This is a genomic window from Nocardia sp. NPDC005366 (assembly GCF_040606855.1).
In the GTDB taxonomy this organism is placed as follows: domain Bacteria; phylum Actinomycetota; class Actinomycetes; order Mycobacteriales; family Mycobacteriaceae; genus Nocardia.
In genome coordinates, this window is record NZ_JBEXFQ010000006.1 from 172,533 (window position 1) to 194,174 (window position 21,642).

Annotated in this window: 21 protein-coding genes; 4 read left to right on the forward strand and 17 right to left on the reverse strand. The window is 67.6% G+C overall.

Annotation, left to right across the window (positions count from 1 at the left end; all coding sequences use genetic code 11):
- Window positions 1–25: 25 nt before the first annotated feature.
- The 8 genes from tpiA to ABZS43_RS09635 form a co-directional block, all read right to left on the reverse strand.
- Complete coding sequence (tpiA, locus tag ABZS43_RS09600; RefSeq protein ID WP_355035394.1) at window positions 26–811, reverse strand: triose-phosphate isomerase; 786 nt, start codon at window positions 809–811, stop codon at window positions 26–28.
- Window positions 812–814: 3 nt separating this feature from the next.
- A complete protein-coding gene (locus ABZS43_RS09605) occupies window positions 815–2,029 on the reverse strand; it encodes a phosphoglycerate kinase (RefSeq protein ID WP_355035395.1) in 1,215 nt (404 codons plus the stop codon).
- 3 nt (window positions 2,030–2,032) lie between these two features.
- Window positions 2,033–3,052 (reverse strand): type I glyceraldehyde-3-phosphate dehydrogenase, encoded by a 1,020-nt coding sequence (gap, locus tag ABZS43_RS09610; protein ID WP_355035396.1) that lies wholly within the window; start codon window positions 3,050–3,052, stop codon window positions 2,033–2,035.
- Between the two features lie 243 nt (window positions 3,053–3,295).
- Entirely contained in the window at window positions 3,296–4,273 is a 978-nt protein-coding gene (gene whiA / locus ABZS43_RS09615) for a DNA-binding protein WhiA (RefSeq protein ID WP_355035511.1), read from the reverse strand.
- On the reverse strand, window positions 4,270–5,316 hold the full coding sequence (yvcK, locus tag ABZS43_RS09620; protein WP_355035397.1) for a uridine diphosphate-N-acetylglucosamine-binding protein YvcK: 1,047 nt from the start codon (window positions 5,314–5,316) through the stop codon (window positions 4,270–4,272). The genes whiA and yvcK overlap by 4 nt, the downstream gene beginning before the upstream one ends.
- Window positions 5,313–6,260 (reverse strand): RNase adapter RapZ, encoded by a 948-nt coding sequence (rapZ, locus tag ABZS43_RS09625; protein ID WP_355035398.1) that lies wholly within the window; start codon window positions 6,258–6,260, stop codon window positions 5,313–5,315. The genes yvcK and rapZ overlap by 4 nt, the downstream gene beginning before the upstream one ends.
- A 116-nt stretch (window positions 6,261–6,376) precedes the next feature.
- On the reverse strand, window positions 6,377–8,395 hold the full coding sequence (uvrC, locus tag ABZS43_RS09630) for an excinuclease ABC subunit UvrC (protein WP_355035399.1): 2,019 nt from the start codon (window positions 8,393–8,395) through the stop codon (window positions 6,377–6,379).
- 99 nt (window positions 8,396–8,494) lie between these two features.
- Window positions 8,495–8,863 (reverse strand): hypothetical protein, encoded by a 369-nt coding sequence (locus ABZS43_RS09635; RefSeq protein WP_355035400.1) that lies wholly within the window; start codon window positions 8,861–8,863, stop codon window positions 8,495–8,497.
- Between the two features lie 362 nt (window positions 8,864–9,225).
- Between ABZS43_RS09635 and ABZS43_RS09640 the strand changes: the two genes are divergently transcribed.
- Window positions 9,226–11,136 (forward strand): gamma-glutamyltransferase family protein, encoded by a 1,911-nt coding sequence (locus ABZS43_RS09640; protein ID WP_355035512.1) that lies wholly within the window; start codon window positions 9,226–9,228, stop codon window positions 11,134–11,136.
- Window positions 11,137–11,163: 27 nt separating this feature from the next.
- Here ABZS43_RS09640 and ABZS43_RS09645 read toward each other — a convergent pair whose 3' ends face one another.
- The 4 genes from ABZS43_RS09645 to ABZS43_RS09660 all read right to left on the reverse strand — a co-directional run bounded on the left by ABZS43_RS09645 (window position 11,164) and on the right by ABZS43_RS09660 (window position 14,183).
- Entirely contained in the window at window positions 11,164–11,679 is a 516-nt protein-coding gene (locus ABZS43_RS09645) for a PH domain-containing protein (protein ID WP_355035401.1), read from the reverse strand.
- Between the two features lie 3 nt (window positions 11,680–11,682).
- Window positions 11,683–12,162, reverse strand: coding sequence for a 6,7-dimethyl-8-ribityllumazine synthase (gene ribH, locus ABZS43_RS09650; RefSeq protein WP_355035402.1), 480 nt, complete (start codon window positions 12,160–12,162; stop codon window positions 11,683–11,685).
- A gap of 65 nt (window positions 12,163–12,227) precedes the next feature.
- Complete coding sequence (locus ABZS43_RS09655; protein ID WP_355035403.1) at window positions 12,228–13,472, reverse strand: bifunctional 3,4-dihydroxy-2-butanone-4-phosphate synthase/GTP cyclohydrolase II; 1,245 nt, start codon at window positions 13,470–13,472, stop codon at window positions 12,228–12,230.
- Window positions 13,473–13,559: 87 nt separating this feature from the next.
- Window positions 13,560–14,183 carry a riboflavin synthase gene (locus ABZS43_RS09660; protein WP_355035404.1) on the reverse strand — a complete coding sequence of 208 codons (624 nt, stop codon included), beginning with the start codon at window positions 14,181–14,183 and terminating at the stop codon, window positions 13,560–13,562.
- Window positions 14,184–14,756: 573 nt separating this feature from the next.
- On the opposite strand from ABZS43_RS09660, the gene ABZS43_RS09665 reads away from it, so the two are divergent.
- Window positions 14,757–15,230 (forward strand): hypothetical protein, encoded by a 474-nt coding sequence (locus tag ABZS43_RS09665; protein WP_355035405.1) that lies wholly within the window; start codon window positions 14,757–14,759, stop codon window positions 15,228–15,230.
- An 18-nt stretch (window positions 15,231–15,248) separates the two neighbouring features.
- On the opposite strand, the gene rpe is transcribed toward ABZS43_RS09665, so the two are convergent.
- Complete coding sequence (gene rpe, locus ABZS43_RS09670) at window positions 15,249–15,902, reverse strand: ribulose-phosphate 3-epimerase (RefSeq protein WP_355035513.1); 654 nt, start codon at window positions 15,900–15,902, stop codon at window positions 15,249–15,251.
- 149 nt (window positions 15,903–16,051) lie between these two features.
- On the opposite strand from rpe, the gene ABZS43_RS09675 reads away from it, so the two are divergent.
- Together ABZS43_RS09675 and ABZS43_RS09680 are read left to right on the forward strand one after the other, a co-directional pair.
- Window positions 16,052–16,474, forward strand: coding sequence for an anti-sigma factor (locus tag ABZS43_RS09675; RefSeq protein WP_355035406.1), 423 nt, complete (start codon window positions 16,052–16,054; stop codon window positions 16,472–16,474).
- A gap of 104 nt (window positions 16,475–16,578) precedes the next feature.
- The gene (locus ABZS43_RS09680; RefSeq protein WP_355035514.1) at window positions 16,579–17,376 is read left to right on the forward strand and encodes an RNA polymerase sigma factor SigF; all 798 of its coding nucleotides are present in this window, start codon (window positions 16,579–16,581) and stop codon (window positions 17,374–17,376) included.
- Between the two features lie 86 nt (window positions 17,377–17,462).
- On the opposite strand, the gene ABZS43_RS09685 is transcribed toward ABZS43_RS09680, so the two are convergent.
- The 4 genes from ABZS43_RS09685 to ABZS43_RS09700 all read right to left on the reverse strand — a co-directional run bounded on the left by ABZS43_RS09685 (window position 17,463) and on the right by ABZS43_RS09700 (window position 21,592).
- Window positions 17,463–18,845 (reverse strand): transcription antitermination factor NusB, encoded by a 1,383-nt coding sequence (locus tag ABZS43_RS09685; RefSeq protein ID WP_355035407.1) that lies wholly within the window; start codon window positions 18,843–18,845, stop codon window positions 17,463–17,465.
- 593 nt (window positions 18,846–19,438) lie between these two features.
- On the reverse strand, window positions 19,439–20,362 hold the full coding sequence (fmt, locus tag ABZS43_RS09690) for a methionyl-tRNA formyltransferase (protein ID WP_355035408.1): 924 nt from the start codon (window positions 20,360–20,362) through the stop codon (window positions 19,439–19,441).
- Window positions 20,362–20,928, reverse strand: coding sequence for a peptide deformylase (def, locus tag ABZS43_RS09695; RefSeq protein ID WP_355035409.1), 567 nt, complete (start codon window positions 20,926–20,928; stop codon window positions 20,362–20,364). Before def ends, fmt begins: the two co-directional genes overlap by 1 nt.
- A gap of 340 nt (window positions 20,929–21,268) precedes the next feature.
- Window positions 21,269–21,592 (reverse strand): hypothetical protein, encoded by a 324-nt coding sequence (locus ABZS43_RS09700; RefSeq protein WP_355035410.1) that lies wholly within the window; start codon window positions 21,590–21,592, stop codon window positions 21,269–21,271.
- Between the last annotated feature and the right edge of the window lie 50 nt (window positions 21,593–21,642).

Below are 21,642 nucleotides of genomic sequence, written 5' to 3' on the forward strand. Positions count from 1 at the left end.
CCTCACGACAGATGATCTCGTCGACCTACGGCAGCGGACCGCCCGCGGCGATGGCCGACAGGGTGGCGAATTCGTCCCCCTTCAGCGAAGCGCCGCCGACCAGCGCGCCGTCGATATCGGCCTGACCGACCAATTCGCCGACGTTCTTGGCGTTCACCGAACCGCCGTAGAGCACCCTGACGTCCGCGGCGACCTCGGGCGAGGCCAATTCGGCCAGCTCCTTGCGGATCGCGCCGCAGACTTCCTGTGCGTCGGCGGGGGTCGCGACCTTCCCGGTGCCGATCGCCCAGACCGGTTCGTAGGCGATGACGATCTTCGATATCTCCTCCGCCGTCAAACCTTTCAGCGAACCACGCAGCTGTTCGAGGTTGTACTCGACATGCGTGCCCGCCTCCCGGACGTTCAGGCCCTCGCCGATGCACACGATCGGGGTGATCCCGTACTTCAGCGCCTGCTTGGCCTTGGCGAGCACGGTGGCGTCGTCCTCGTTGTGGTACTGCCGCCGCTCCGAATGGCCGACCACCGCGAAGCTGCACCCCAGTTTGGCGAGCATGCTGCCGCTGATCTCGCCGGTGTAGGCGCCCTCGTCGTGCGTGGAGACATCCTGCGCACCATAGGTGAGCAGCAGTTTGTCACCCTCGACGAGAGTCTGCACGCTGCGCAGGTCGACGAACGGCGGAATGACCGTCACGTCGACCTTGGCGAAATACTTCTCCGGCAGCGCGAACGCGATCTTCTGTACCAGAGCGATGGCCTCGAGGTGATTGAGGTTCATCTTCCAGTTGCCCGCGATGAGCGGTTTACGTGCCATGACTCAACCCTCCAGCACTGCGATGCCGGGGAGTTCCTTACCCTCGAGGTATTCCAGGGAGGCGCCGCCGCCGGTGGAGATATGCGAGAACCCGTCATCGGGCAGGCCGAGGGTGCGCACGGCCGCGGCCGAATCGCCGCCGCCGACCACGGTGAACGCGCCCTTACCCGTCGCGATCACGATCGCCTCGGCGACGCCGCGGGTGCCTGCGGCGAATTTCTCGAACTCGAACACGCCCATCGGACCGTTCCAGAACACCGTCTTCGCCTCGGTCAGCAGCGCGGCGAACCGGTGGACCGATTCGGGGCCGATATCCAGACCCATCCAACCGTCCGGAATCTCGTTGGCCTGCACCACTTTCGACTCCGCGTCGGCGGCGAATCCGTCGGCCACCACGATATCGCGCGGCAGATGGATGACGTCGGCGTAGCGGTCGAGTAGCTCTTTGCAGGTGTCGATCATCTCCTCCTGCAACAGCGAGGTGCCGACCGGAAGGCCCTGCGCGGCGAGGAAGGTGAAGCACATGCCGCCGCCGATCACCAGGGTGTCGACCTTGGGGGCGAGTGCCTCGATGACGGCGAGCTTGTCCGAGACCTTGGAACCGCCGAGCACGACGGCGTACGGACGCCGCGCGTCCTCGGTGAGCTTGCCGAGCACCTCGACCTCGGCCGCGACCAGCGTGCCCGCGTAATGCGGCAGCAGCGCGGCCACGTCGAATACCGACGCCTGCTTGCGGTGCACCACGCCGAAACCGTCGGAGACGAACGCGCCGTCCTCGCCGACCAGCTCGACGAGCGCGGCGGCCAGCTTGGCCCGCTCGCCGTCGTCCTTGCTGGTTTCGCGCGGATCGAATCGCACGTTCTCCAGCAGGAGTACATCACCGTCGGTGAGGCCCTCCGACCGCGACAGCGCGTCGTACCCGACGACGTCACCGGCCAGCTGGACATTGCGGCCGAGCAGTTCCGCCAGTTTCACCGCGACCGGCGCCAGCGAGAACTTCGGATCGGGCTCCCCCTTCGGGCGACCGAGATGCGCGGTGACGACCACCTTCGCGCCGGCCTCGACCAGCGCCTTCAGGGTCGGAACCGACGCGATGATGCGCCCGGGGTCGGTGATCTGCCCGTTGTCGTCGAGGGGGACGTTCAGGTCGGAGCGCACGAGCACGCCCCGACCCTCGACACCCTCGGCCAGCAGATCCTGGAGTGTCTTGACGCTCATATGTCAGAGCGACTTGCCGACGAGGCCGATGAGATCGGCGAGACGGTTGGAGTAACCCCACTCGTTGTCGTACCAGGAGACGACCTTGACCTGGTCGTCGATGACCTTGGTCAGCGGCGCGTCGTAGATCGACGAGTGCGGATCGGTGACGATGTCGCTGGACACGATCGGATCCACGTTGTACTTCAGGATGCCCTTGAGCGGGCCATCGGCGGCGGCCTTGTACGCGGCGTTGATCTCGTCGATGGTGGCCGACTTGCGCAGCGTCGCGGTCAGGTCGGTGACCGAGCCCGTCGGGACCGGCACGCGCAGGGCGTAGCCGTCGAGCTTGCCCTGCAACTCCGGGAGCACAAGGCCGATGGCCTTGGCGGCGCCGGTGCCGGTCGGCACGATGTTGAGAGCCGCCGCGCGGGCGCGACGCAGGTCGCTGTGCGGGGCGTCCTGCAGGTTCTGGTCCTGGGTGTAGGCGTGGATCGTGGTCATCAGGCCACGCTCGATGCCGAATTCGTCGTTCAGGACCTTGGCCAGCGGGCCGAGGCAGTTGGTGGTGCACGAGGCGTTGGAGATGATGTTCTGGCTGCCGTCGTACTGGTGATCGTTGACGCCGAGGACCACGGTCAGATCCTCGCCCTTCGCGGGGGCGGAGATGATGACCTTCTTGGCGCCCGCGGCGAGGTGGCCCTTGGCCTTGGTGGCGTCGGTGAAGATGCCGGTCGACTCGACGACCACGTCGACGCCGAGATCGCCCCACGGCAGCGCAGCCGGGCCTTCCTTGATCGCCAGCGCCTTGATCCGCTGGTCGCCGACCACGATGGTGTCATCGCCGTCCAGCGACACGTCCTGCGGCAGGCGGCCGAGGATCGAGTCGTACTTGAGCAGCGTGGCGAGGGTCGCGTTATCGGTGAGGTCATTGACCGCGACGATCTCGATGTCGGTGGTGCCGAGCGCCTTCTGCGCCTCCACCGCCCGGAAGAAGTTACGTCCGATACGACCGAAGCCGTTGATGCCTACCCGGACAGTCACGTTATCGCTCCTCAGCTTTCAAGCGGATTCATTCCGATGCCAACCCACCCTAATGCCCTGCGCTGATCTCGCCGACACGCACCTGGCATTCGTGAGCTCGTACGACGTCGTGATCTCGCCCTCCGCAACCCCCGTGCCCCCGGCCCGGGCCGGGGGCGATCGCGGCAGGGACGGGCTTCAGCATTCCGTAATGCCCCTGAACGAGCCGGGGCCGTGGAATTCGTGAAGCACCGTACGGGGGAGCTAGGCCTCGTCGAGTAGTTCGGCGGTGACAGCGGATTCGGTATCGGGAATGCCCAATTCCTTGGCACGCCGGTCCGCCATCGACAGCAGCCGTCTGATCCGACCGGCCACAGCGTCTTTCGTCATCGGCGGATCGGCCAGCTGGCCCAATTCCTCCAACGAGGCCTGCCGGTGCTGCACGCGCAACTTGCCCGCGGCGGCCAGATGGTCGGGCACATCGTCGCCGAGAATTTCCAGCGCGCGTTCCACCCTGGCCGCCGCGGCGACCGCGGCACGGGCCGAGCGGCGCAGATTCGCGTCGTCGAAATTGGCCAGCCGGTTCGCCGTCGCCCTCACCTCGCGCCGCATCCGGCGCTCCTCCCAGGTGAGCCGGGTGTCCTGCGCGCCCATTCTGGTCAGCAGTGCCCCGATCGCCTCACCGTCGCGGACCACGACGCGGTCGGTGCCGCGCACCTCGCGGGCCTTGGCCGTGATGCCGAGTCTGCGCGCCGCGCCGACCAGCGCCAGCGCCGCCTCCGGACCGGGGCAGCTCACCTCGAGTGCCGAGGACCGGCCGGGCTCGGTGAGCGAGCCGTGCGCGAGAAACGCGCCGCGCCAAGCGGCTTCGGCGTCGGCGATGCTGCCGCCGACCACCTGGGCGGGCAGTCCGCGCACCGGACGGCCGCGCACATCGAGCAGGCCGGTCTGACGCGCGAGCGCCTCGCCCTCCTTCGACACCCGCACCACGTACCGCGATGTCTTTCGCAGTCCGCCCGCGCCGAGTACGTGCACGTCGGAGCCGTAGCCGTACAGCTCGAAGATCTCCCGGCGTAGCCGTCGCGCGATGGAACCCATATCCACCTCGGCCTCGACGATCACCCGCCCACCGACGATATGCAGGCCGCCGGCGAACCTCAGCAGGGCGGACAATTCCGCCTTGCGGGAACTCACCTGCGACACCGTGAGCCTGCTCAGCTCGTCTTTCACTTCGGCTGTCATCGCCACGAGACGCGCTCCTTTCCACCCAACCCGGACCGCACATCCGCGCCCATGTGCCGTCCCTCGACTCGAAGCCCTGCCATTTGCGGCCGAGGTTGCCGGATCAGCTGATCCAGTGCGGCGGCGAGCTTTCCGGAGTTGTGCCGGGCCGTCCCCGCTTCGGCGACATCGGAGAAGGTTACCCGTGCCCGCAACTGTTCGGCAGCCCTGGCCACATGTTCGCGTTCCCGGCCCTCCGGCACGCTCCCCGCGTCGACGAGAACCTCGTCGACCACGAATTCCGGTGCGTGCTGGGACAATACATGCAGATGCCGTTCGGCGGAGAACCCCGCCGTCTCGCCCGGCTCGGCGGCGAGATTGAGTACGAGAACTTTCCGCGCTCGCGTGTACAACAGGGCATCGCGCAATTCTGGTACGAGCACATGCGGAATCACACTGGTGAACCACGAACCCGGTCCGAGCACAACCACATCGGCGTGCTCGATGGCCGAGGTCGCCTCCGCGCTCGCGGGCGGATCCGACGGAATCAGCCGGACCCTGCGCACCTTGCCGGGGGTGGTCGCGACGGCGACCTGCCCACGAATGCAGCGGCTCACGCGCGGATCGGCTTCCAGCCCCGAGACATCGGCCTCGATATCGAGCGCGATGGGCGACATGGGCAGCACTCGCCCGGTGATTCGCAACATCTTGGCGACCTCATCGAGCGCGGCGACCGGATCGCCGAGCACTTCGGTGAGTCCGGCGACGATCAGGTTACCGACCGAGTGCCCCGCCAGCGCGCCGGTGCCGCCGAAACGATGCTGGACGGTCTTGGTCCACACGCCGTCGGGATCCTCGGCGAGCGCCGCCAGCGCCATCCGCAGATCTCCCGGCGGTATGACGCCGAGTTCGGCGCGTAGCCTGCCCGAGGAGCCGCCGTCGTCGGCGACCGTGACCACGGCGCAGATCTTCCGCGTCAACCGGCGTACCGCGGTCAGCGTCGCGTACAGGCCGTGCCCGCCACCGAGCGCAACGATGGCGGGATTCGATTCCCACCCTGTCATTCGCGCCCCAGATCCCGATGCACGATCCGGACCACATCCGCGGAACCGTCCGATTCCGCGCCGATCGACTCCCCCAGCGCTTCGGCTATCGCCACGCTGCGGTGTTTGCCTCCGGTGCAGCCCACTGCCACCGTCATGTATCGCTTCCCCTCTTGGCGGTAACCATTCGTCGTCAGATCGACCAGGTGGTGGCAGGTACGCAGATAGTCGGCCGCGCCGGGACGCGACAGCACGTAGTCGCTGACCACCGTCTCCTGTCCCGAATGTTCCCGGAGTTCCGGAATCCAATGTGGATTGGGTAGAAAACGCACATCCAACACCATGTCGGCGTCCAAAGGAACCCCGTACTTGAAACCGAACGATTGCACGGTCAACTGCAGGGCGGCGGGCGTACCACCGCCGTATGCCTCCTCCATCTTCCTGTGCAACTGGTGGATCGATAGCTCTGTGGTGTCGATCACCAGGTCGGCGGCGGTTTTGACCGGGGAGAGCCGGATCCGTTCCGCCGCGATGCCCGCCGATAACGTACCGTCGGCGCTGTCGCTCTGCAGCGGATGACGCCGCCGGGCGAAACCGAAACGACGGATCAGCACATCGTCGGAGGCTTCGAGGAACAGCACCCTCGTGCGCACGCCCAGGGCGCGCAACTGCTCGATCACCCCCGTGAGGTCATCGGTGAAGAATCTGCTGCGCACGTCCATGACCAATGCCAACCGCGTGATGGGTGGCTCGGCCGAGACACCGAGTTCGACCATGCGGCCGAACAACTCGGGTGGCAGATTATCGGTGACATACCAGCCCAGGTCCTCGAGCACCCGCGCGGCAGTACCACGGCCCGCACCGGACAAACCGGTAACGATGACGACCTCGACCTGCTCTTGGAACCGGCTGCCCGCGCTCTGCCGCGGATTGCCCGCACTACTGTTCGATTCGACGCGTGTCATGTCCTACCGGATCTGTGTTTCGGGGGCCTCTCGATCATCCCGCACCGGTGTTCCGGTATCGGGCGCAGACACATAACGTACGCGAAACCGGGGCCGCGGGTGCGCCGATGCGCCTGCTACGCCTGCCGTAGCGCGGCGAGCACGGCCTTGGCGGTTGCTACACCGATGCCCGGTACCTCGGTGATCTGCTCCACCGTCGCCTCCTTCAGCTTGGCCACCGATCCGAAATGGGTGACGAGCGCGGTCCGGCGCGCCGCGCCGAGACCACGCACCGAGTCGAGCGCCGAGGCGGTCATCCGGCGTGAGCGTTTGCTGCGATGGAAGGTGATGGCGAAACGGTGCGCCTCGTCGCGGACCCGTTGCAGCAGGAACAGCGCCTCGCTGTTGCGCGGCATGATGACCGGATCGGACTCACCCGGCACCCACACCTCCTCCAGCCTTTTGGCCAGGCCGATCACCGCGACATCGGTGATGCCGAGTTCGTCGAGCACCTCGGCGGCGGCGGCGACCTGGGGTGCGCCGCCGTCGACGACGTACAGGTTGGGCGGGTAGGCGAATTTACGGGGACGGCCGGTGGTGGGATCGATTCCCGGACGGGAGGTGAGCCCCTCGCTCTCCTCCACGGTGGGGGCGGCGGCGTCGGCATCGAGTTCACCGCGCTCCACCACGTCGCGCTCGCGGCGCAGGCGGGCGAAGCGGCGGCGGGTCACCTCCGCGATGCTGCCCACATCGTCGGAGCGGCCCTCGCCCGCAGCTTCCTTGATGGCGTAGTGGCGGTATTCGGATTTGCGCGCAAGTCCGTCTTCGAAGACGACGAGCGAGGCCACCACATCGGTGCCCTGCACATGGCTGATATCCACGCATTCGATCCGCAGCGGCGCGCTGTCGAGTTCGAGCGCGTCCTGAATATCCTGCAGCGCGGCAGACCTGGAGGTCAGATCACCGGCGCGTTTGAGTTTGTGCTGGGCCAGCGCCTCCTTCGCGTTGCGTTGCACGGTGTCGGCGAGCGCCTTCTTGTCCCCGCGCTGGGGCACCCGCAATGTCACCGCCGAACCGCGCAACCTGGCCAGCCACTCCTGGATCTGCTCGGCGTCGATGGGCAGATCGGGAACGAGCACCTCGCGGGGCACCACCGTCGCGAGTTGCTCTTCGGGGCTCTGATCGGCGTAGGAGGCCTGCTCGCCGTAGAACTGGGTGAGGAATTGTTCGACCAGCGCGGATGTCTCGCCGCCGGCTTCCGGAGAATCGATGGCGTCACCGGATTTGTCCACCACCCAGCCGCGCTGACCGCGCACCCGGCCGTCGCGGACGTGGAAGATCTGGACCGCGACCTCCAATTCGTCGGCGGCGAAGGCGATCACGTCGGCGTCGGTGCCCGTGCCGAGCACCACCGCCTGTTTCTCCAGCGCCCGGCGCAGTGCCTGCACGTCGTCGCGCAACCGCGCGGCGGTCTCGAAATCCAGATCCTCGGCTGCCTCGTGCATGCGGCGCTCGAGTTCCCGCACCATCTTGTCGGTGCGTCCCGCGAGGAAGTCGCAGAAGTCGTCGACGATGCGGCGGTGCTGCGCGGCGCTGACTCTGTCGATACACGGCGCGGAACACTTATCGATATATCCGAGCAGACAGGGACGACCGATCTGGTTGTGCCGCTTGAAGACTCCGTTCGAACAGGTGCGGGCCGGGAAGACCCGCAGCAGCAGATCGAGGGTTTCCCTGATGGCCCAGGCGTGCGCGTACGGCCCGAAATAGCGCACGCCCTTCTTCCTGGCCCCGCGGTAGACGAACAGCCGCGGATACTCCTCGTCCAGGGTCACCGCGAGCACCGGGTAGGACTTGTCGTCCCGGTATCGGACGTTGAATCGCGGATCGAATTCCTTGATCCAGTTGTATTCCAGCTGCAGCGCCTCCACCTCGGTGGAGACGACCGTCCATTCGACACCTGCCGCGGTGGTGACCATCTGCCTGGTCCGCGGATGCAGCGACGCCACATCGGCGAAATACGAATTCAGCCTGCCGCGCAGACTCTTCGCCTTGCCGACATAGATGACCCGCCCGTGCGTGTCCCGGAACTTGTAGACGCCCGGTTCCACCGGAATCGTGCCCGGCGCGGGACGGTACGTCGCTGGATCTGCCACCGGACAAGCCTATCGACGCGGTCCGACAGCCCCGGCGTCGGCGGCGGACAGCGCCGACGCCGCGTGGCCCGGCCGATCGGGACCGGCGGACGAGACGAGTCAGGCTTGCCCGTCGGCGAACCACTCCCGCGCTCGCGGCTGCCGCAGCAGGTAGATCAGCATCGCCGAGGCGCCCCACGCGTAGCAGACCGTGAGCACGGCGACCACGCCGACGTCGGCGGCGCCGAGCATACGCACGCCGACCAGGATCTGGAGCGCGGCCAGCACGAGCGCACCATTGCGCACGCGCGATCCGCCGGCGCCGAAGCCGAGGGCGAGCAGTCCGAGTAACAGACTCGGCGCGAATCGCAGCGCCCCCGTCACGGCGGTTTCACCACCGACTGTCAACCCGAGCACCACCGGGTAGAGAATTCCGAATCCGGCCAGGCCCAGCGCGGCTTCGCGAGCCTCGCGCACGGGCTCGGGCATCCGCCTCGACGGCATCGGATCGAATCGAACAGAATCGACGAAAGTAACCACGGGCAACTCCCAGTTCGAGCCACGCCCCTTCCGGACGCACGAGACGGAACGCTAATTCACATCCCGCATCCGGACATGATAGTCCGACAGTCTGTGATCCAGCTCACAATTTGCGAAAATCTCGGCCTCGACGCCCGCGCTCGACCAGCGCATACCCGCCCCCGGTCGGCCGTGCACAGAAGGATGAAAAGCGGTGACGTACAGAATCATTCGACCCCCGCAACGAATCCGTACCAAGCGATCACCCGCGCCTACGGGATATCCGGAGATACAGTCAGGGGATGATTCGAGCACGGTACGGCTGGACCGGTATGGCGGCGGCGGCGTTGCTCACCGCGGGACTGCTGAGCGGTTGTGCCGCCGACGACGAATCCGCCGCCGAATGCGTGGCGACTCCCAACGGCACACCGGTTACGGCGTCGAGCGGCCCGATGACCTCGACGAATCCCAGCGGCAACCCCGAAATCGCCTCCGGCTACCGGACCGGGATGACCGCGGTGCGCACCCGCGGTTTCGCGGTCTCCACGGCCAATCCGGTATCGACCAAGGCCGCCTGCGAAGTCCTGCGTGACGGCGGCACCGCGGCGGACGCGCTCATCGCCGCGCAAACGGTGCTCGGACTGGTGGAACCGCAGGCATCGGGAATCGGCGGCGGATCGTTCCTGCTCTATTACGATGCCGCGAGCAGGACGGTCGAGGCCTACGACGGGCGTGAAACCGCTCCGGCCGCGGCCACCGAGAACTACCTGCGCTGGATCAGCGATGCGGACCGCACCGCGCCGACGCCGAATACCCGGGCGAGCGGCCGGTCGATCGGCGTGCCGGGGGTATTGCGCATGCTCGAGCAGACACATCGGGAACACGGCCGACTCGGCTGGCGCGAACTGTTCGACCCCGCCATCGGGCTGGCCGACCGCGGTTTCCCGATCAGCGCCAGGCTGGCCGGTCAGATCGCCGAATCGGCCCGCGATCTCGCCGGCGACGAGGCGGCGAAGGCCTATTTCCTGAACCCCGACGGCACCCCGAAAACCGCCGACACCATGCTGACGAATCCGGCGATGTCGAAGACGTTGAGCGCCATCGCCTCCGAGGGCGCGCACGTCTTCTACACCGGAGCCGTCGCCGAGGATATCGTCGCCGCCGTCGGCTCCGACGCGGGCGGACGCACCCCCGGCCGGATCACCGCGGCCGATCTCGCCGGATATCAGCCGAAGAAGCGGACCGCGCTGTGCACCGGCTACCGGGGGCGGGAGGTCTGCGGTATGCCCGCGCCCTCCTCCGGCGGCAGCACCGTCGCGGCGACACTCGGCATCCTGGAGAATTTCGATCTCGCCGCGCTGAAACCCGATGCTGTCGACGCGAACGGCGGCAAGCCGAGGGCCGAAGCGGTACACCTGATCTCCGAGGCGGAGCGGCTGGCGTACGCGGACCGCAACAAATACGTCGCCGATACCGATTTCGTTCCGCTGCCGGGTAATTCGGCCAAGTCGCTGGTCGACCCGGACTATCTGCGACAACGGTCGGGACTTATCGACCCCGGTCGCAGTATGGGCACGGCCCAGCCCGGCGATCTCGGACCGATTCCCCTCGGCGTCGGCCCGCAGCCGCCCGAGCACGGCACCAGCCATATCTCCGTGGTCGACCGGTACGGCAACGCCGCCGCCATGACGACCACTGTCGAATCCGCCTTCGGCTCATTCCACATGGTCGACGGATTCGTGCTCAACAATCAGCTCACCGACTTCGCGGCCGATCCCCTCGGCCCGGACGGCATTCCGGTCGCCAACCGATTGCAGCCGAATAAGCGTCCGCGCAGTTCGATGAGCCCCACCCTGGTCTTCGACCGAGCACCCGACGGATCACGCGGCGATCTCACCTACCTCACCGGCTCCCCCGGCGGCCCCGTCATCATCCAATTCGTGGTGAAAACACTGGTCGGCATGCTGGATTGGGGGCTCGACCCGCAGCAGGCCGTCTCGGCGGTCGCGTTCGGCGCGGGAAACGGCCCGGTCACCGGCGTCGGCGGCGAACACCCCGCCGTCGACGCCACCGACAACGGCGATCACGACCCGCTGGTGCGGCGCTTGCGTGAAATGGGCCATCAGGTCTCGGTGGCGCCGCAATCCAGCGGCCTCAGCGCCCTGCACCTGGATGGCACCGGGTGGATCGGCGGCACGGATCCACGTCGCGAAGGCGTCGTCCTGGGCGACTCGCACCGGTGAGATCGCACGGGCTGTCCGCCGACCGTGTCAGTCCTGTTCGGACCGGGGCGCGGTGGTCGCGTATTTTCCGCCGAGTTCACGCAGCCGGTCCATCGCGCGGGCCGCGTATTCCTTGTCGTTGGAGCGAATCGCCAGCATCGGCACGTAGTCGTCGTCGACGAGTTCGAGCCGTGCCCAGGACTTGCGGTCGGGGAAGCTGACACCCCGAATATATTCCCACCCGAACTCGTTGTCGCCCAGCACATTACGAACCGACACGCCCCGCGCTCCGGCCCGCACCCGCGGACGGGTCAGCATCAGTACGCCCGCGGCGAGGACCAGGCCGATCCCGATCATCGCGATCTGGTCGGCCGTCCGGAAATTCACCCCGGTCGAGCCGGAACGCAGCCAGATCCCCCCGACGCCGAAGATGACGATCAGCAGCCCGGCCACGATTCGTGAGGTCAGCACCGCCCGCCGCGGACGGACCTCCAGATCCCACTGCCCCGATTCGGCCGCGGCGCCGGTGGCGCCAGCCGGGGCGTTCCTCTTCCAGACAGGCATCGTTTACGCGGACTGTCGCAGCGCGCGCAGGGTCAGCGCGGCATCGAGCGCCGCCGCGCACGCCTGCTCGCCCTTGTCCTCCGCCGAACCGGGCAGTCCGGCGCGGTCGAGGGCCTGCTCTTCGGTATTCGTGGTCAGCACGCCGTTGGCCACCGGGGTCGAGGCATCCAGTGAGACCCTGGTCAGTCCGGCGGTCACCGCGTCGCAGACGTATTCGAAGTGGGGTGTGCCGCCGCGGATCACCACGCCGAGCGCGACCACCGCGTCGTGAGTGCGGGCCAACTCCTGGGCGACAACGGGAAGTTCCATCGCGCCCGCGCAGCGCACCACGGTGATCTGCTCGACGCCCGCCTCCTTCGCCACCCGCTCGGCATTCGCCACCAGGGTGTCGCAGATCGTCGTATGCCACCGCGAGGCCACGATGCCGAGCTTGAGATCCTTGGCATCCGACAGCTCGAAACTGGGTACGCCGGTGCCGCTCATCGTTGTCCGCCTTCTCGATCCGTGGTTGGCATTACTTCCCTGGTCGACATCACTGCGACGGGCATCTACTGCGCGGTCTCGCCCAGATCGAGTTCGTCCAGCCCGATCAGGTCGTGGCCCATCCGGTCCCGCTTGGTCCGCAGGTAACGCAGATTCTCCGCATTGGCACGCAGCGGCATCGGCACCCGCTCGGTGATGCGCAGGCCGTAGCCGTCGAGGCCGACCCGTTTGGCCGGATTGTTGGTGAGCAGGCGCATGGAACGAATGCCGAGGTCAACCAGGATCTGCGCGCCCGTACCGTAATCCCGCGCGTCGGCGGGCAGTCCGAGTTCGAGGTTCGCGTCGACGGTGTCGTGGCCGGAATCCTGGAGCTGATAGGCCTGCAACTTGTGCATCAGGCCGATCCCGCGCCCCTCGTGCCCGCGCATGTACAGCACCACGCCGCGGCCCTCGGCCGCCACCAGTTCCAGCGCGCCGTCCAACTGCGGTCCGCAGTCGCAGCGCAGCGACCCGAAGACGTCGCCGGTCAGGCATTCCGAATGCACCCGGACCAGCACGTCCTCGCCGTCGGTGATATCGCCGCGCACCAGCGCGACATGCTCGACCTCGTCGTAGATGCTCTGGTAACCGACGGCCATGAATTCGCCGTGCGCGGTGGGAATGCGTGCCTCGGCGACCCGGATGACCTGCTTCTCGTGCTTGCGCCGCCAGGCGATCATGTCGGCGATGGAGATCAGCGCCAGATCGTGCTCGTCGGCGAAGATCCGCAATTCCTCGGTGCGGGCCATGTGGCCCTCGTCCTTCTGGCTGACGATCTCGCAGATCACCCCGGCAGCACGCAGACCGGCCATCCTGGCCAGGTCGACCGCGGCCTCGGTATGACCGGGCCGACGCAGGACACCGCCGTCCTTGGCGCGCAACGGCACCACGTGACCCGGGCGGGTGAGGTCGTCGGCCTTGGCGTTCGGGTCGGCGAGCAGCCGCATGGTCGTGGCCCGGTCGGCACCCGAGATACCGGTGGTGATGCCCTCCCTCGCGTCGACCGAGACGGTGTAGGCGGTGCCGTGCTTGTCCTGGTTCTGGGCATACATCGGCGGCAACCCGAGGCGGTCGCAGTCGTCCCCCATCAGGGGCACGCAGATATAACCGGAGGTGTAGCGAATCATGAAGGCCACCAGTTCGGGGGTGGCTTTCTCCGCCGCGAAGATGAGGTCGCCCTCGTTCTCGCGGTCCTCGTCGTCGACGACGACGACGGCTTTACCGGCGGCGATATCGGCGACTGCGCGCTCGATGGTGTCGAACCTGGTCACGTCTGTTGCGCTCCATCTCGAAATAGGTGCCCCACTACAGTAAGGCCTCGGCCGTGCACACCCGGCGGCGCGTCCGCGCGAGGTTCGTTACCCGCGCTGTCGCAGTCGCTCCACGTACTTGGCGATGACGTCCACTTCGAGGTTGACCGTGGTGCCGACGCCAGCGACGCCCAGATTCGTCATCGACAGGGTGGTCGGGATCAGCGACACCTCGAACCAGTCCCGGCTGCCGTCCGCGGCGGGTGTCTCCGCGACGCCGAGGCCCGACACCGTCAGCGATATGCCGTCGACGGTGATGGAACCCTTCTCCACGACGTAGCGGGCGATGGCGTCGGGCAATGAGATCCGCACGACCTCCCAGTTCTCCGACGGCGTGCGCGAGAGCACGGTGCCCGTCCCGTCGACGTGCCCCTGCACCAGGTGTCCGCCGAGGCGGCTGTTCAACGCCGCCGCGCGTTCCAGATTCACCCCGGAACCGGTGTCGAGACCGCCGATGCTGGATCGGTTCAGCGTCTCCTGCATCACATCGACGGTGAACGAGTCGCCGTCGACCACGTCGACGACGGTCAGGCAGACACCGTTCACCGCGATCGAATCACCGTGCCCGGCATCGGAGGTCACCAGTTTGCCCTTGATCGTCAGGCGGGCGGCGTCGGCCAACCGTTCGACCGCGACGATCTCGCCCAATTCCTCGACGATGCCTGTGAACATCGGTGACACTCCTGTCGCGTGGTGTACGTACGGTCTGCGAAACAGCCGGAACGCGCACCGCTATTCCCGGCGCGCGCGACCGGTCGTGGTCACGACCAGCCTAACGACGCCGAGTCGTAGGCGGCGGGCGCGGGTCGGCGGGCGCGGGTCGGCGGGCGCGGGTCGGCGGGCGACAGGCCACCGGCGATTATGCGCTGCCGCGAATCGGCGGGCCGAGTAACACCATTCCTCGAGCACGCCGGAGTGTGGCCGTTCATCTTTCGTCGATAATCGTTGAGACACATTTTGGATACCGAGCGTGTGAATTTCACATACGCGCGATAGCATCGAATACCGACTGGTACCCATCCGAAACACGCTTACACCAATTACTTGCGCACCACCCGATATCGACGCAACATTGTCTGTAGGCCGATTCTTAGCGTTCAGCTTCTGATACGAGCAGTGCAGCGTGGAACTCTTCGCCCCGGGGCGCCACCACTTCCGGGGAGTTCGACACCGACGGAACACCAACACTCGAGGAAGTATGAAACCAGTGGGTCCGAACAAGTTCCGCACAGCCGGGGGTGTCGCGTGACCATTCTTCTCGATTCGACGCTGGAAGTACGGTGCGTGCAGTATCGGCGCGAATTTCATATGCGCGCATCGATCGATCCGACGTCGCGTCGAATCCTGTTGCGTATCGGCACCCATTACGGCGCGATAACGATGCCGAGCGATCTGGGCGAGCGGGTGCGCCAACAGTTGATCCGAGCGCGGATCACCGCACCGATCGTCGAGCATCCCCGGGCCGAGCGCTGGACCTTCATCACCGGCCCCGCGCGACCCGACGGCATCGACGCGGCCGCCTCGGCCGAACTGTTCCGGCTGTACGCGACCGTGGCGTGCACCGGCTGCCAGGTCGTTCTGCCCTCGGCGGAGGACGAGCGCACCGGCTACCGCACCTGGATCGAGCCCCCGCCCGAGAGCGCGGCCGCCCTGCCCCCGCTCGACGCGGTGATCGAGGCGACACGCGAACTCGGCACGCGTAAACTCCGCGCGCGGTAAGGGAATTCGATCGCTACCTCAGCCGCGGTGCGCTTCGGCCTTGCGTCGCAGCGCCTCCACGGTAGCCGCGGGATCGGCGGTGTTGTACACCGCCGAACCGGCCACGAAACAGTCGATCCCGGCCTCGGCGGCCTGCTCGATGGTGTCGGCGTTGATACCGCCGTCGATCTCGACGATCAGCCGTAGCTCCCCCGCGTCGACCAGGTTGCGGACGATACGGGCCTTCTCCAGCACGTGGCCGATGAACGACTGCCCGCCGAATCCCGGCTCCACACTCATCACGAGCAATGTGTCGAAATCCCGCAGGATTTCCAGGTAGGGCTCGATGGGGGTGTTCGGCTTCACCGAAAGACCCGCCTTCGCGCCCGCCGCCCGGATATCGCGGGCCACCGCGATCGGATCGTCGGTGGCTTCGGCGTGGAAGGTGACGTTGTACGCGCCCGCCTCGGCGTACGGCGGTGCCCACCGGGCGGGGTCCTCGATCATGAGGTGGCAGTCCAGCGGAATGTCGGTGGCCTTCAGCAGGCTTTGCACCACCGGGAGACCCAGGGTCAGGTTCGGCACGAAATGCGCGTCCATGACGTCGACGTGCAGCCAGTCCGCGCCCGTTACCGCGCGGGCCTCATCCGCGAGATGCGCGAAATCGGCGGAGAGTATGGAAGGGGCGATCATCGGCTCGGCCGGGCGAGAGAACGTCACAACGCGGGAGTGTACCGAGGCAGGCGCGACCGCCTGTCCACAGGCGCGACCTCGACGCACGAGGTGGGCGAGCAGGACACAAACGGTGATTGCCCACGCCACGAGTGGGTAGCCTTCTCAAGGTGATCAACATTTCGGCGGAACAGGGGATCTACAGCACCCCGGTGGAGATTCGGGTGGCCGCATCGGTCACACAGCTGCCCATCGTGCGCGGGCTCGCCGAAACTCTCGTCCTACTCAGCGATTTCACGCTGGACGAGGTGGCCGACATCCGACTCGCGGTAGACGAGGTGTGCTCGACCTTGATCGCGGTCGCGTTGCCGGAGACGAGCCTGCTGTGCCGGTTCACCATCGGTGAAACCGAGTTGCACGTGCATGTCAGCGGGATTGCCGCCACCGAGGGGCTACCCGATCAGCGCAGCTTCGGATGGCACGTCCTGCGAACTCTGACCGATTCGGTCGAAGCGACGCAGCACCCGTACGACTCGGCGGCTTCCGGATATCCGACGACGATCGAATTCCGTCGGGTCCGGGGGAAGGCGTAGTGGCGGAGCAGGACACCGAGCAGAAGCGGGACGCCGATTCGGTGACCATCGAGGAGCCCGACGACACCGACACTCTCGAAGTCGACGAAACCGAAGATCCCGATATCGCGGAGGACGCCGAAACCGTCGAGGAGGTCGGCTCGGTCTCGGGTGGGTACGACGACCTCAACGCGATTTTCGAACGACTCGCCGCGAGTACACCCGGCACCGCCAAGCACGCCGCAGTCCGCGGGGAACTGATCAGCCGCTGCATTCCGCTCGCCGATCACATCGCGCGCAAATTCAGCGGACGCGGCGAACCGTTCGACGATCTCACCCAGGTGGCCCGGGTCGGGTTGGTGCACGCGGTCGACCGGTTCGACGTGAGTCGCGGCTCGAACTTCCTGTCGTTCGCGGTGCCGACGATCATGGGCGAGGTGCGCCGGTATTTCCGCGACAACACCTGGGCCATGCGGGTGCCGCGCCGTGTCAAGGAAACCCACCTGAGGATCGGCGCGGCCATCGATTCGCTATCCCAGACGCTCGGCAGATCGCCGACGGCCAAGGAAATCGCGGCCGAACTCGATGTCGACCCGGACGAGGTGACCCAGGCCGTCATCGCGGGCAACGCCTATCAGCCCAGTTCGATCGACGCCGCCTCACTCGGGCGCGATACCGAGGCATCGCTGCTGGACACGCTCGGCGAGGAGGAATCCCAATTCGACCGAGTCGAGGAGTACGTCGCGATCCGGCCACTGCTGGCCGGATTGCCCGAGCGCGAGCGCCGCATCCTCACCATGCGATTCTTCGAATCCATGACCCAGACTCAGATCGCCCAGCAGATGGGCATCTCGCAGATGCACGTCTCACGCATCCTCGCGAAAACTCTGGCCCGATTGCGGGAACTGTCCCAGCGCGAGTGAGCGACGTCACAGAGGTTCGCTGCCTGCGCGATATCGCGGGGCCGTGACCGCGCCGACCGATCCGGGAACCGACCGGCGCGGCCGGGCTAGACGGGTTTACGCAGCGCCGCCACGAACATGGCGTCGGTGCCGTGGCGATGCGGCCAGAGTTGGGCTCCCGGACCATCGCCGATATCGGTGACGCCGGGCAGGAGTTCCCTGGTGTCGAGCTGAACGGCGTCGGTGCGGCGGGCGAAATCGGCGACGACGGATACCGTCTCGGGCAGATGCGGCGAGCAGGTGGAGTAGACGACGACGCCGCCCGGTCGCAGCAGTTCCCATGCGGCGGCGAGGAGTTCGCGCTGGAGGACGACCAGATCGCGGACATCGGCCGGAGTGCGACGCCAGCGGGCCTCGGGGCGACGGCGAAGCGCGCCGAGACCGGTACACGGCGCGTCGACGAGAATGCGGTCGTAGCCCGGGGTGAGTCCGCTGTCGCGGCCGTCGACGACATGCACCTCGACCGGCAGGTCTTTCGTCGTCTTGCGGACCAGTTCGGCGCGATGCTCGGCCGGTTCGACCGCGTCGACGCGGAAACCGTCGATATCGGCCAGCGCGCCCAACAGCGCGGCCTTGCCGCCTGGACCCGCGCACAGGTCGAGCCAGCGGCCACCGTCGGGGCCATCGAGCGGGGCGCGGGTCACGGCGAGTGCGACCAGTTGACTGCCTTCGTCCTGGACGGCCGCGAGGCCCTCGCGCACCGGATCCAGTTTGCCCGGATCGCCGCCGTCCAGATACACCGCGTACGGCGACCAGCGACCTTCCTCACCGCCGGTGAGCAGCGCCAATTCCTCGGCGGTGATCGCACCCGGACGTGCGACCAGATGGACGGCTGGCCGCGCGTCGTCGGCCGCGAGCAGGTCGCGCAACTCTCCCGCGCGCGCGCCGAGCGCGTCCGCGAAAGCCTGCGCGATCCAGAGCGGATGGGCGAATTCGAAGGCCATACGCCCCACCGGATCAGCCGGTGCGAGTGCGTCGACCCATTCCTCGACGGTCTTCTCCCCCGCCCTTCGCAACACCGCGTTCACGAATCCGGCCTTGCCCGAACCGAATTCGGCGCGGGCCAGATCCACCGACGTGTCCACCGCCGCGTGCGCGCCGATCCTGGTGCGCAGCAGTTGGTACACGCCGAGTCGCAGGACATCGAGCAGCGGGCCGTCGATCTCCTCGACCGGACGTCCAGCCCCCGCGGCGATCACCGCGTCGAGCAGGCCGCGGGAGCGACTCGCGCCGTAGGCGAGTTCGGTCGCCAGCGCGGCATCGCGGCCGGAGATCCGCCGTTCCCGCAGGAGTGCGGGCAGAACCAGATTCGCGTACGCGTCCCGTTCCCGTACCGCGCGCAGCACATCACGCGCGACCAGCCGCACCGGATCGCCCGAGGGGCCGCGTCCCTTTCGGTCCTGCTGTCGCGCAGCGCCTTTCGGCGGCACACCGCGAACCGAGCGATCCTTTCCACCGGCAGCCGAGCGGTCCTTTCCACCGGCGGACCGGGCAGCACCACCACCGGACCCGCCACGCCCTGCGTCGGACCGGCGACCGCCCGAGTCGGCCCCGTCTCGCGGGTCACGATTCCCGCGCGGCCCGCCTCGGCGCTCCGCTGGCGCGTTCTGCCGCTCCCCCCGCACCGACGGCCCCTGTCGACGGTCGCGATCCGCCCCCGAACGTTCTCCTCGTTCGTCCCCCGACTTGTGCTGTGCGTTCATGGTCCACCGCTCCGGTCGGGTGCTCGGCGCGTCGCCGCGCAGGTCGTTGTCACGCCGTTGAACAGCGGCGCCCGTACGCGCGCGCGCCGCCGGGCTCCTGCCCCACTGCCGCGATTCACGCTGTGCGCTATCGCTTTTCGCCGATTGTGCGCGGCCGAGCCAACCGCCGTCGACGGATCTCTTGGCCGGTTCGCGGCTCGCCTTCCCGCCCTGGCCGGATCGATCACCGCGCGCGCCGTCCCCTTCCTGTCGCCGCGGCGATCCGCCGCCGCGGGGCACCCGGTCGCGGTGATCGGATCCGTGACGACGATCCTCGGCCGTCACTCGACCACCGCGCCCGGCTCCAGGCGAGCCCCACGGGCCCAGTCCAGCGCCGCCATCATCCGCTTGCCCTGCGGCTGCACCTGATCGAGTCGCACCGCCGTGGTGGCGGTCCCGACGAACACGCCGGATTTGCGCACGTCGATCGCGCGTTCCGGCAGTGACTCCTCGACCATTTCCACCGGCCCGACCTTGAGGCGCAGGCCGCTGATCTCGGTCCACGCACCGGGTGCCGGGGTCACCGCGCGGATGCGCCTACTGATGGCCAGCGCGGGCTGATCCCAGCGGATATGCCCGTCTTCGGCGACGACCTTCGGGGCGTAGGAAACCCCCTCGGTGGATTGCGGAATCGCCTGCAACGTCGAGTCCTCCACGCCGTCGATGGTGGTTTCCAGCAGGCGCGCGCCGGTTTCGGCGAGCCGGGCGAGCAGGGTGCCCGCGGTGTCTGTGACGGCGATCTTCTCCGTCACCACGCCGAACACGGGCCCGGTGTCGAGGCCGGCCTCGATCTGGAATGTGGAGGCCCCGGTGATCTCGTCGCCCGCGTCGATCGCGGCCTGCACCGGGGCCGCGCCACGCCATGCGGGCAGCAGCGAGAAATGCAGATTGATCCAGCCGAAGCGCGGGATGTCGAGCAGTTCCTGCGGTAACAGCGCACCGTAGGCGACTACGGGACAGCAGTCCGGAGCCAGCGCGGTGAGCTGTTCGATGAATTCGGGTTCCGACGGACGACGCGGGGTCAGCACCGGGATGCCGTGCTCGTCGGCGAGCAGGCCGACGGGCGAGCGGGTGACCTTCCTGCCCCGCCCCGCGATCGCGTCCGGCCTGGTCACCACCGCGACCACCTCGTGGCGATCGGATTCGATGAAGCGCCGCAGCGAGGGAACCGCGGGCTCGGGCGTACCCGCGAAGACGATGCGCATCAGCGCCCCCGTCCGAACGGACCGGCCTGGCCGCCCGCGCCCAGCGCGCGCGAGCCGCGCACCGTGACGCCCGCGGTGAACCAATCGGATCCCCGAATGGTTCGCATCGCCTCCTTGCGATCCGCCGGATCGAGTCGATCGATGAACAGCACGCCGTCCAGATGGTCGGTCTCGTGCTGGACACAGCGGGCGAGCAGGCCATCGGCCGTGAACTCGATCGGTGCGCCGGTCATATCGAAGCCGCCGGCGCGCACTCTCAGCGCCCGGCGGGTGTCGTAGCGCAGGCCGGGGATGGACAGGCACCCCTCCGGACCGACCTGTTCCTCGTCGCCGACCACCGTGTAGGTGGGGTTCACCAGGTGCCCCGCCGCGTCCTCGGTGTCGTAGACGAAGACACGCAGACCGACCCCGATCTGCGGCGCGGCCATCCCGACGCCGCCGTCGTCGTGCATGGTGTCGGTCAGGTCGGCGACCAGCTGACGCAGCTCACGATCGAATTCGGTGACCTCCGCCGCACGGGCACGCAGGATCGGATCGCCGAACAGGCGAACGGGCTGAATGGTCACGGTAGCTCCCGGAAGCGTTTCATCAAGGTCATCATCAAGGTCATCTCGGAACAGGGGTCGCCCCATTCTAGAGAGCGCTCCCGGCACCCGGACCTTCCCGATATCGCGACAGCGGGGCGTAGCGCTCGTGCGTGGTCCCCGATCGTCCGGGTCGGATCCTGCCGTGGCTCCCACGCCGGGATGGAAAAGCTGGTAGAACACAGATGTAGTCGGGCGGGGTGTTGTCACCTCCGCCCGGCTACCCCGAAAATACCTGGTCGATCCGCCGTAGCCATCCCGCAGCTACGCCCCGGCCGATTCGGCGGGGTGAATCCTGCTCGCCCCGCTCCCGCCTTTTCGGTCAGGGCCGATCCCGCTCATCCAACTCCAGCCCGCTGAAGTAGTGCGCGAGGTAGTACGCCATCAGCACGCCACCGGCCACCACCGTGATCTTCTCCGCGGTCGTGCGGGGGAGCCGACGCAGCAGTGCGCCGGATATCGCGAGATTCATGCCGCCCCACACGAGGTTCTGGCCCGGACTCGACAGGCCGACGCCGGGAGGGCTGGAGAAGGGAGTGGGGAACCGCTGCCCGGTGACGCCTTTGGCCGAGTGCAACGCGGCGTTGACGAGAAAAGCACCCCCGGCGAATTGCGTGAACTTCCAGGTTCTGGAGCCTGTTGTCATGACGTGCGTCTCCTGGATAGCGAGGGGATTTCGAGAGTATCGGAGAGACG

Excerpts from the sequence above, each read along its gene's own strand:
- tpiA (WP_355035394.1), bottom strand. The coding sequence starts at position 811 with ATGGCACGTAAACCGCTCATCGCGGGCAACTGGAAGATGAACCTCAAT.
- ABZS43_RS09605 (WP_355035395.1), bottom strand. The coding sequence starts at position 2,029 with ATGAGCGTCAAGACACTCCAGGATCTGCTGGCCGAGGGTGTCGAGGGT.
- whiA (WP_355035511.1), bottom strand. The coding sequence starts at position 4,273 with ATGACAGCCGAAGTGAAAGACGAGCTGAGCAGGCTCACGGTGTCGCAG.
- yvcK (WP_355035397.1), bottom strand. The coding sequence starts at position 5,316 with ATGACAGGGTGGGAATCGAATCCCGCCATCGTTGCGCTCGGTGGCGGG.
- rapZ (WP_355035398.1), bottom strand. The coding sequence starts at position 6,260 with ATGACACGCGTCGAATCGAACAGTAGTGCGGGCAATCCGCGGCAGAGC.
- ABZS43_RS09635 (WP_355035400.1), bottom strand. The coding sequence starts at position 8,863 with ATGCCCGAGCCCGTGCGCGAGGCTCGCGAAGCCGCGCTGGGCCTGGCC.
- ABZS43_RS09640 (WP_355035512.1), top strand. The coding sequence starts at position 9,226 with ATGGCGGCGGCGGCGTTGCTCACCGCGGGACTGCTGAGCGGTTGTGCC.
- ABZS43_RS09645 (WP_355035401.1), bottom strand. The coding sequence starts at position 11,679 with ATGCCTGTCTGGAAGAGGAACGCCCCGGCTGGCGCCACCGGCGCCGCG.
- ribH (WP_355035402.1), bottom strand. The coding sequence starts at position 12,162 with ATGAGCGGCACCGGCGTACCCAGTTTCGAGCTGTCGGATGCCAAGGAT.
- ABZS43_RS09660 (WP_355035404.1), bottom strand. The coding sequence starts at position 14,183 with ATGTTCACAGGCATCGTCGAGGAATTGGGCGAGATCGTCGCGGTCGAA.
- rpe (WP_355035513.1), bottom strand. The coding sequence starts at position 15,902 with ATGATCGCCCCTTCCATACTCTCCGCCGATTTCGCGCATCTCGCGGAT.
- fmt (WP_355035408.1), bottom strand. The coding sequence starts at position 20,362 with ATGCGCATCGTCTTCGCGGGTACGCCCGAGCCCGCGGTTCCCTCGCTG.
- ABZS43_RS09700 (WP_355035410.1), bottom strand. The coding sequence starts at position 21,592 with ATGACAACAGGCTCCAGAACCTGGAAGTTCACGCAATTCGCCGGGGGT.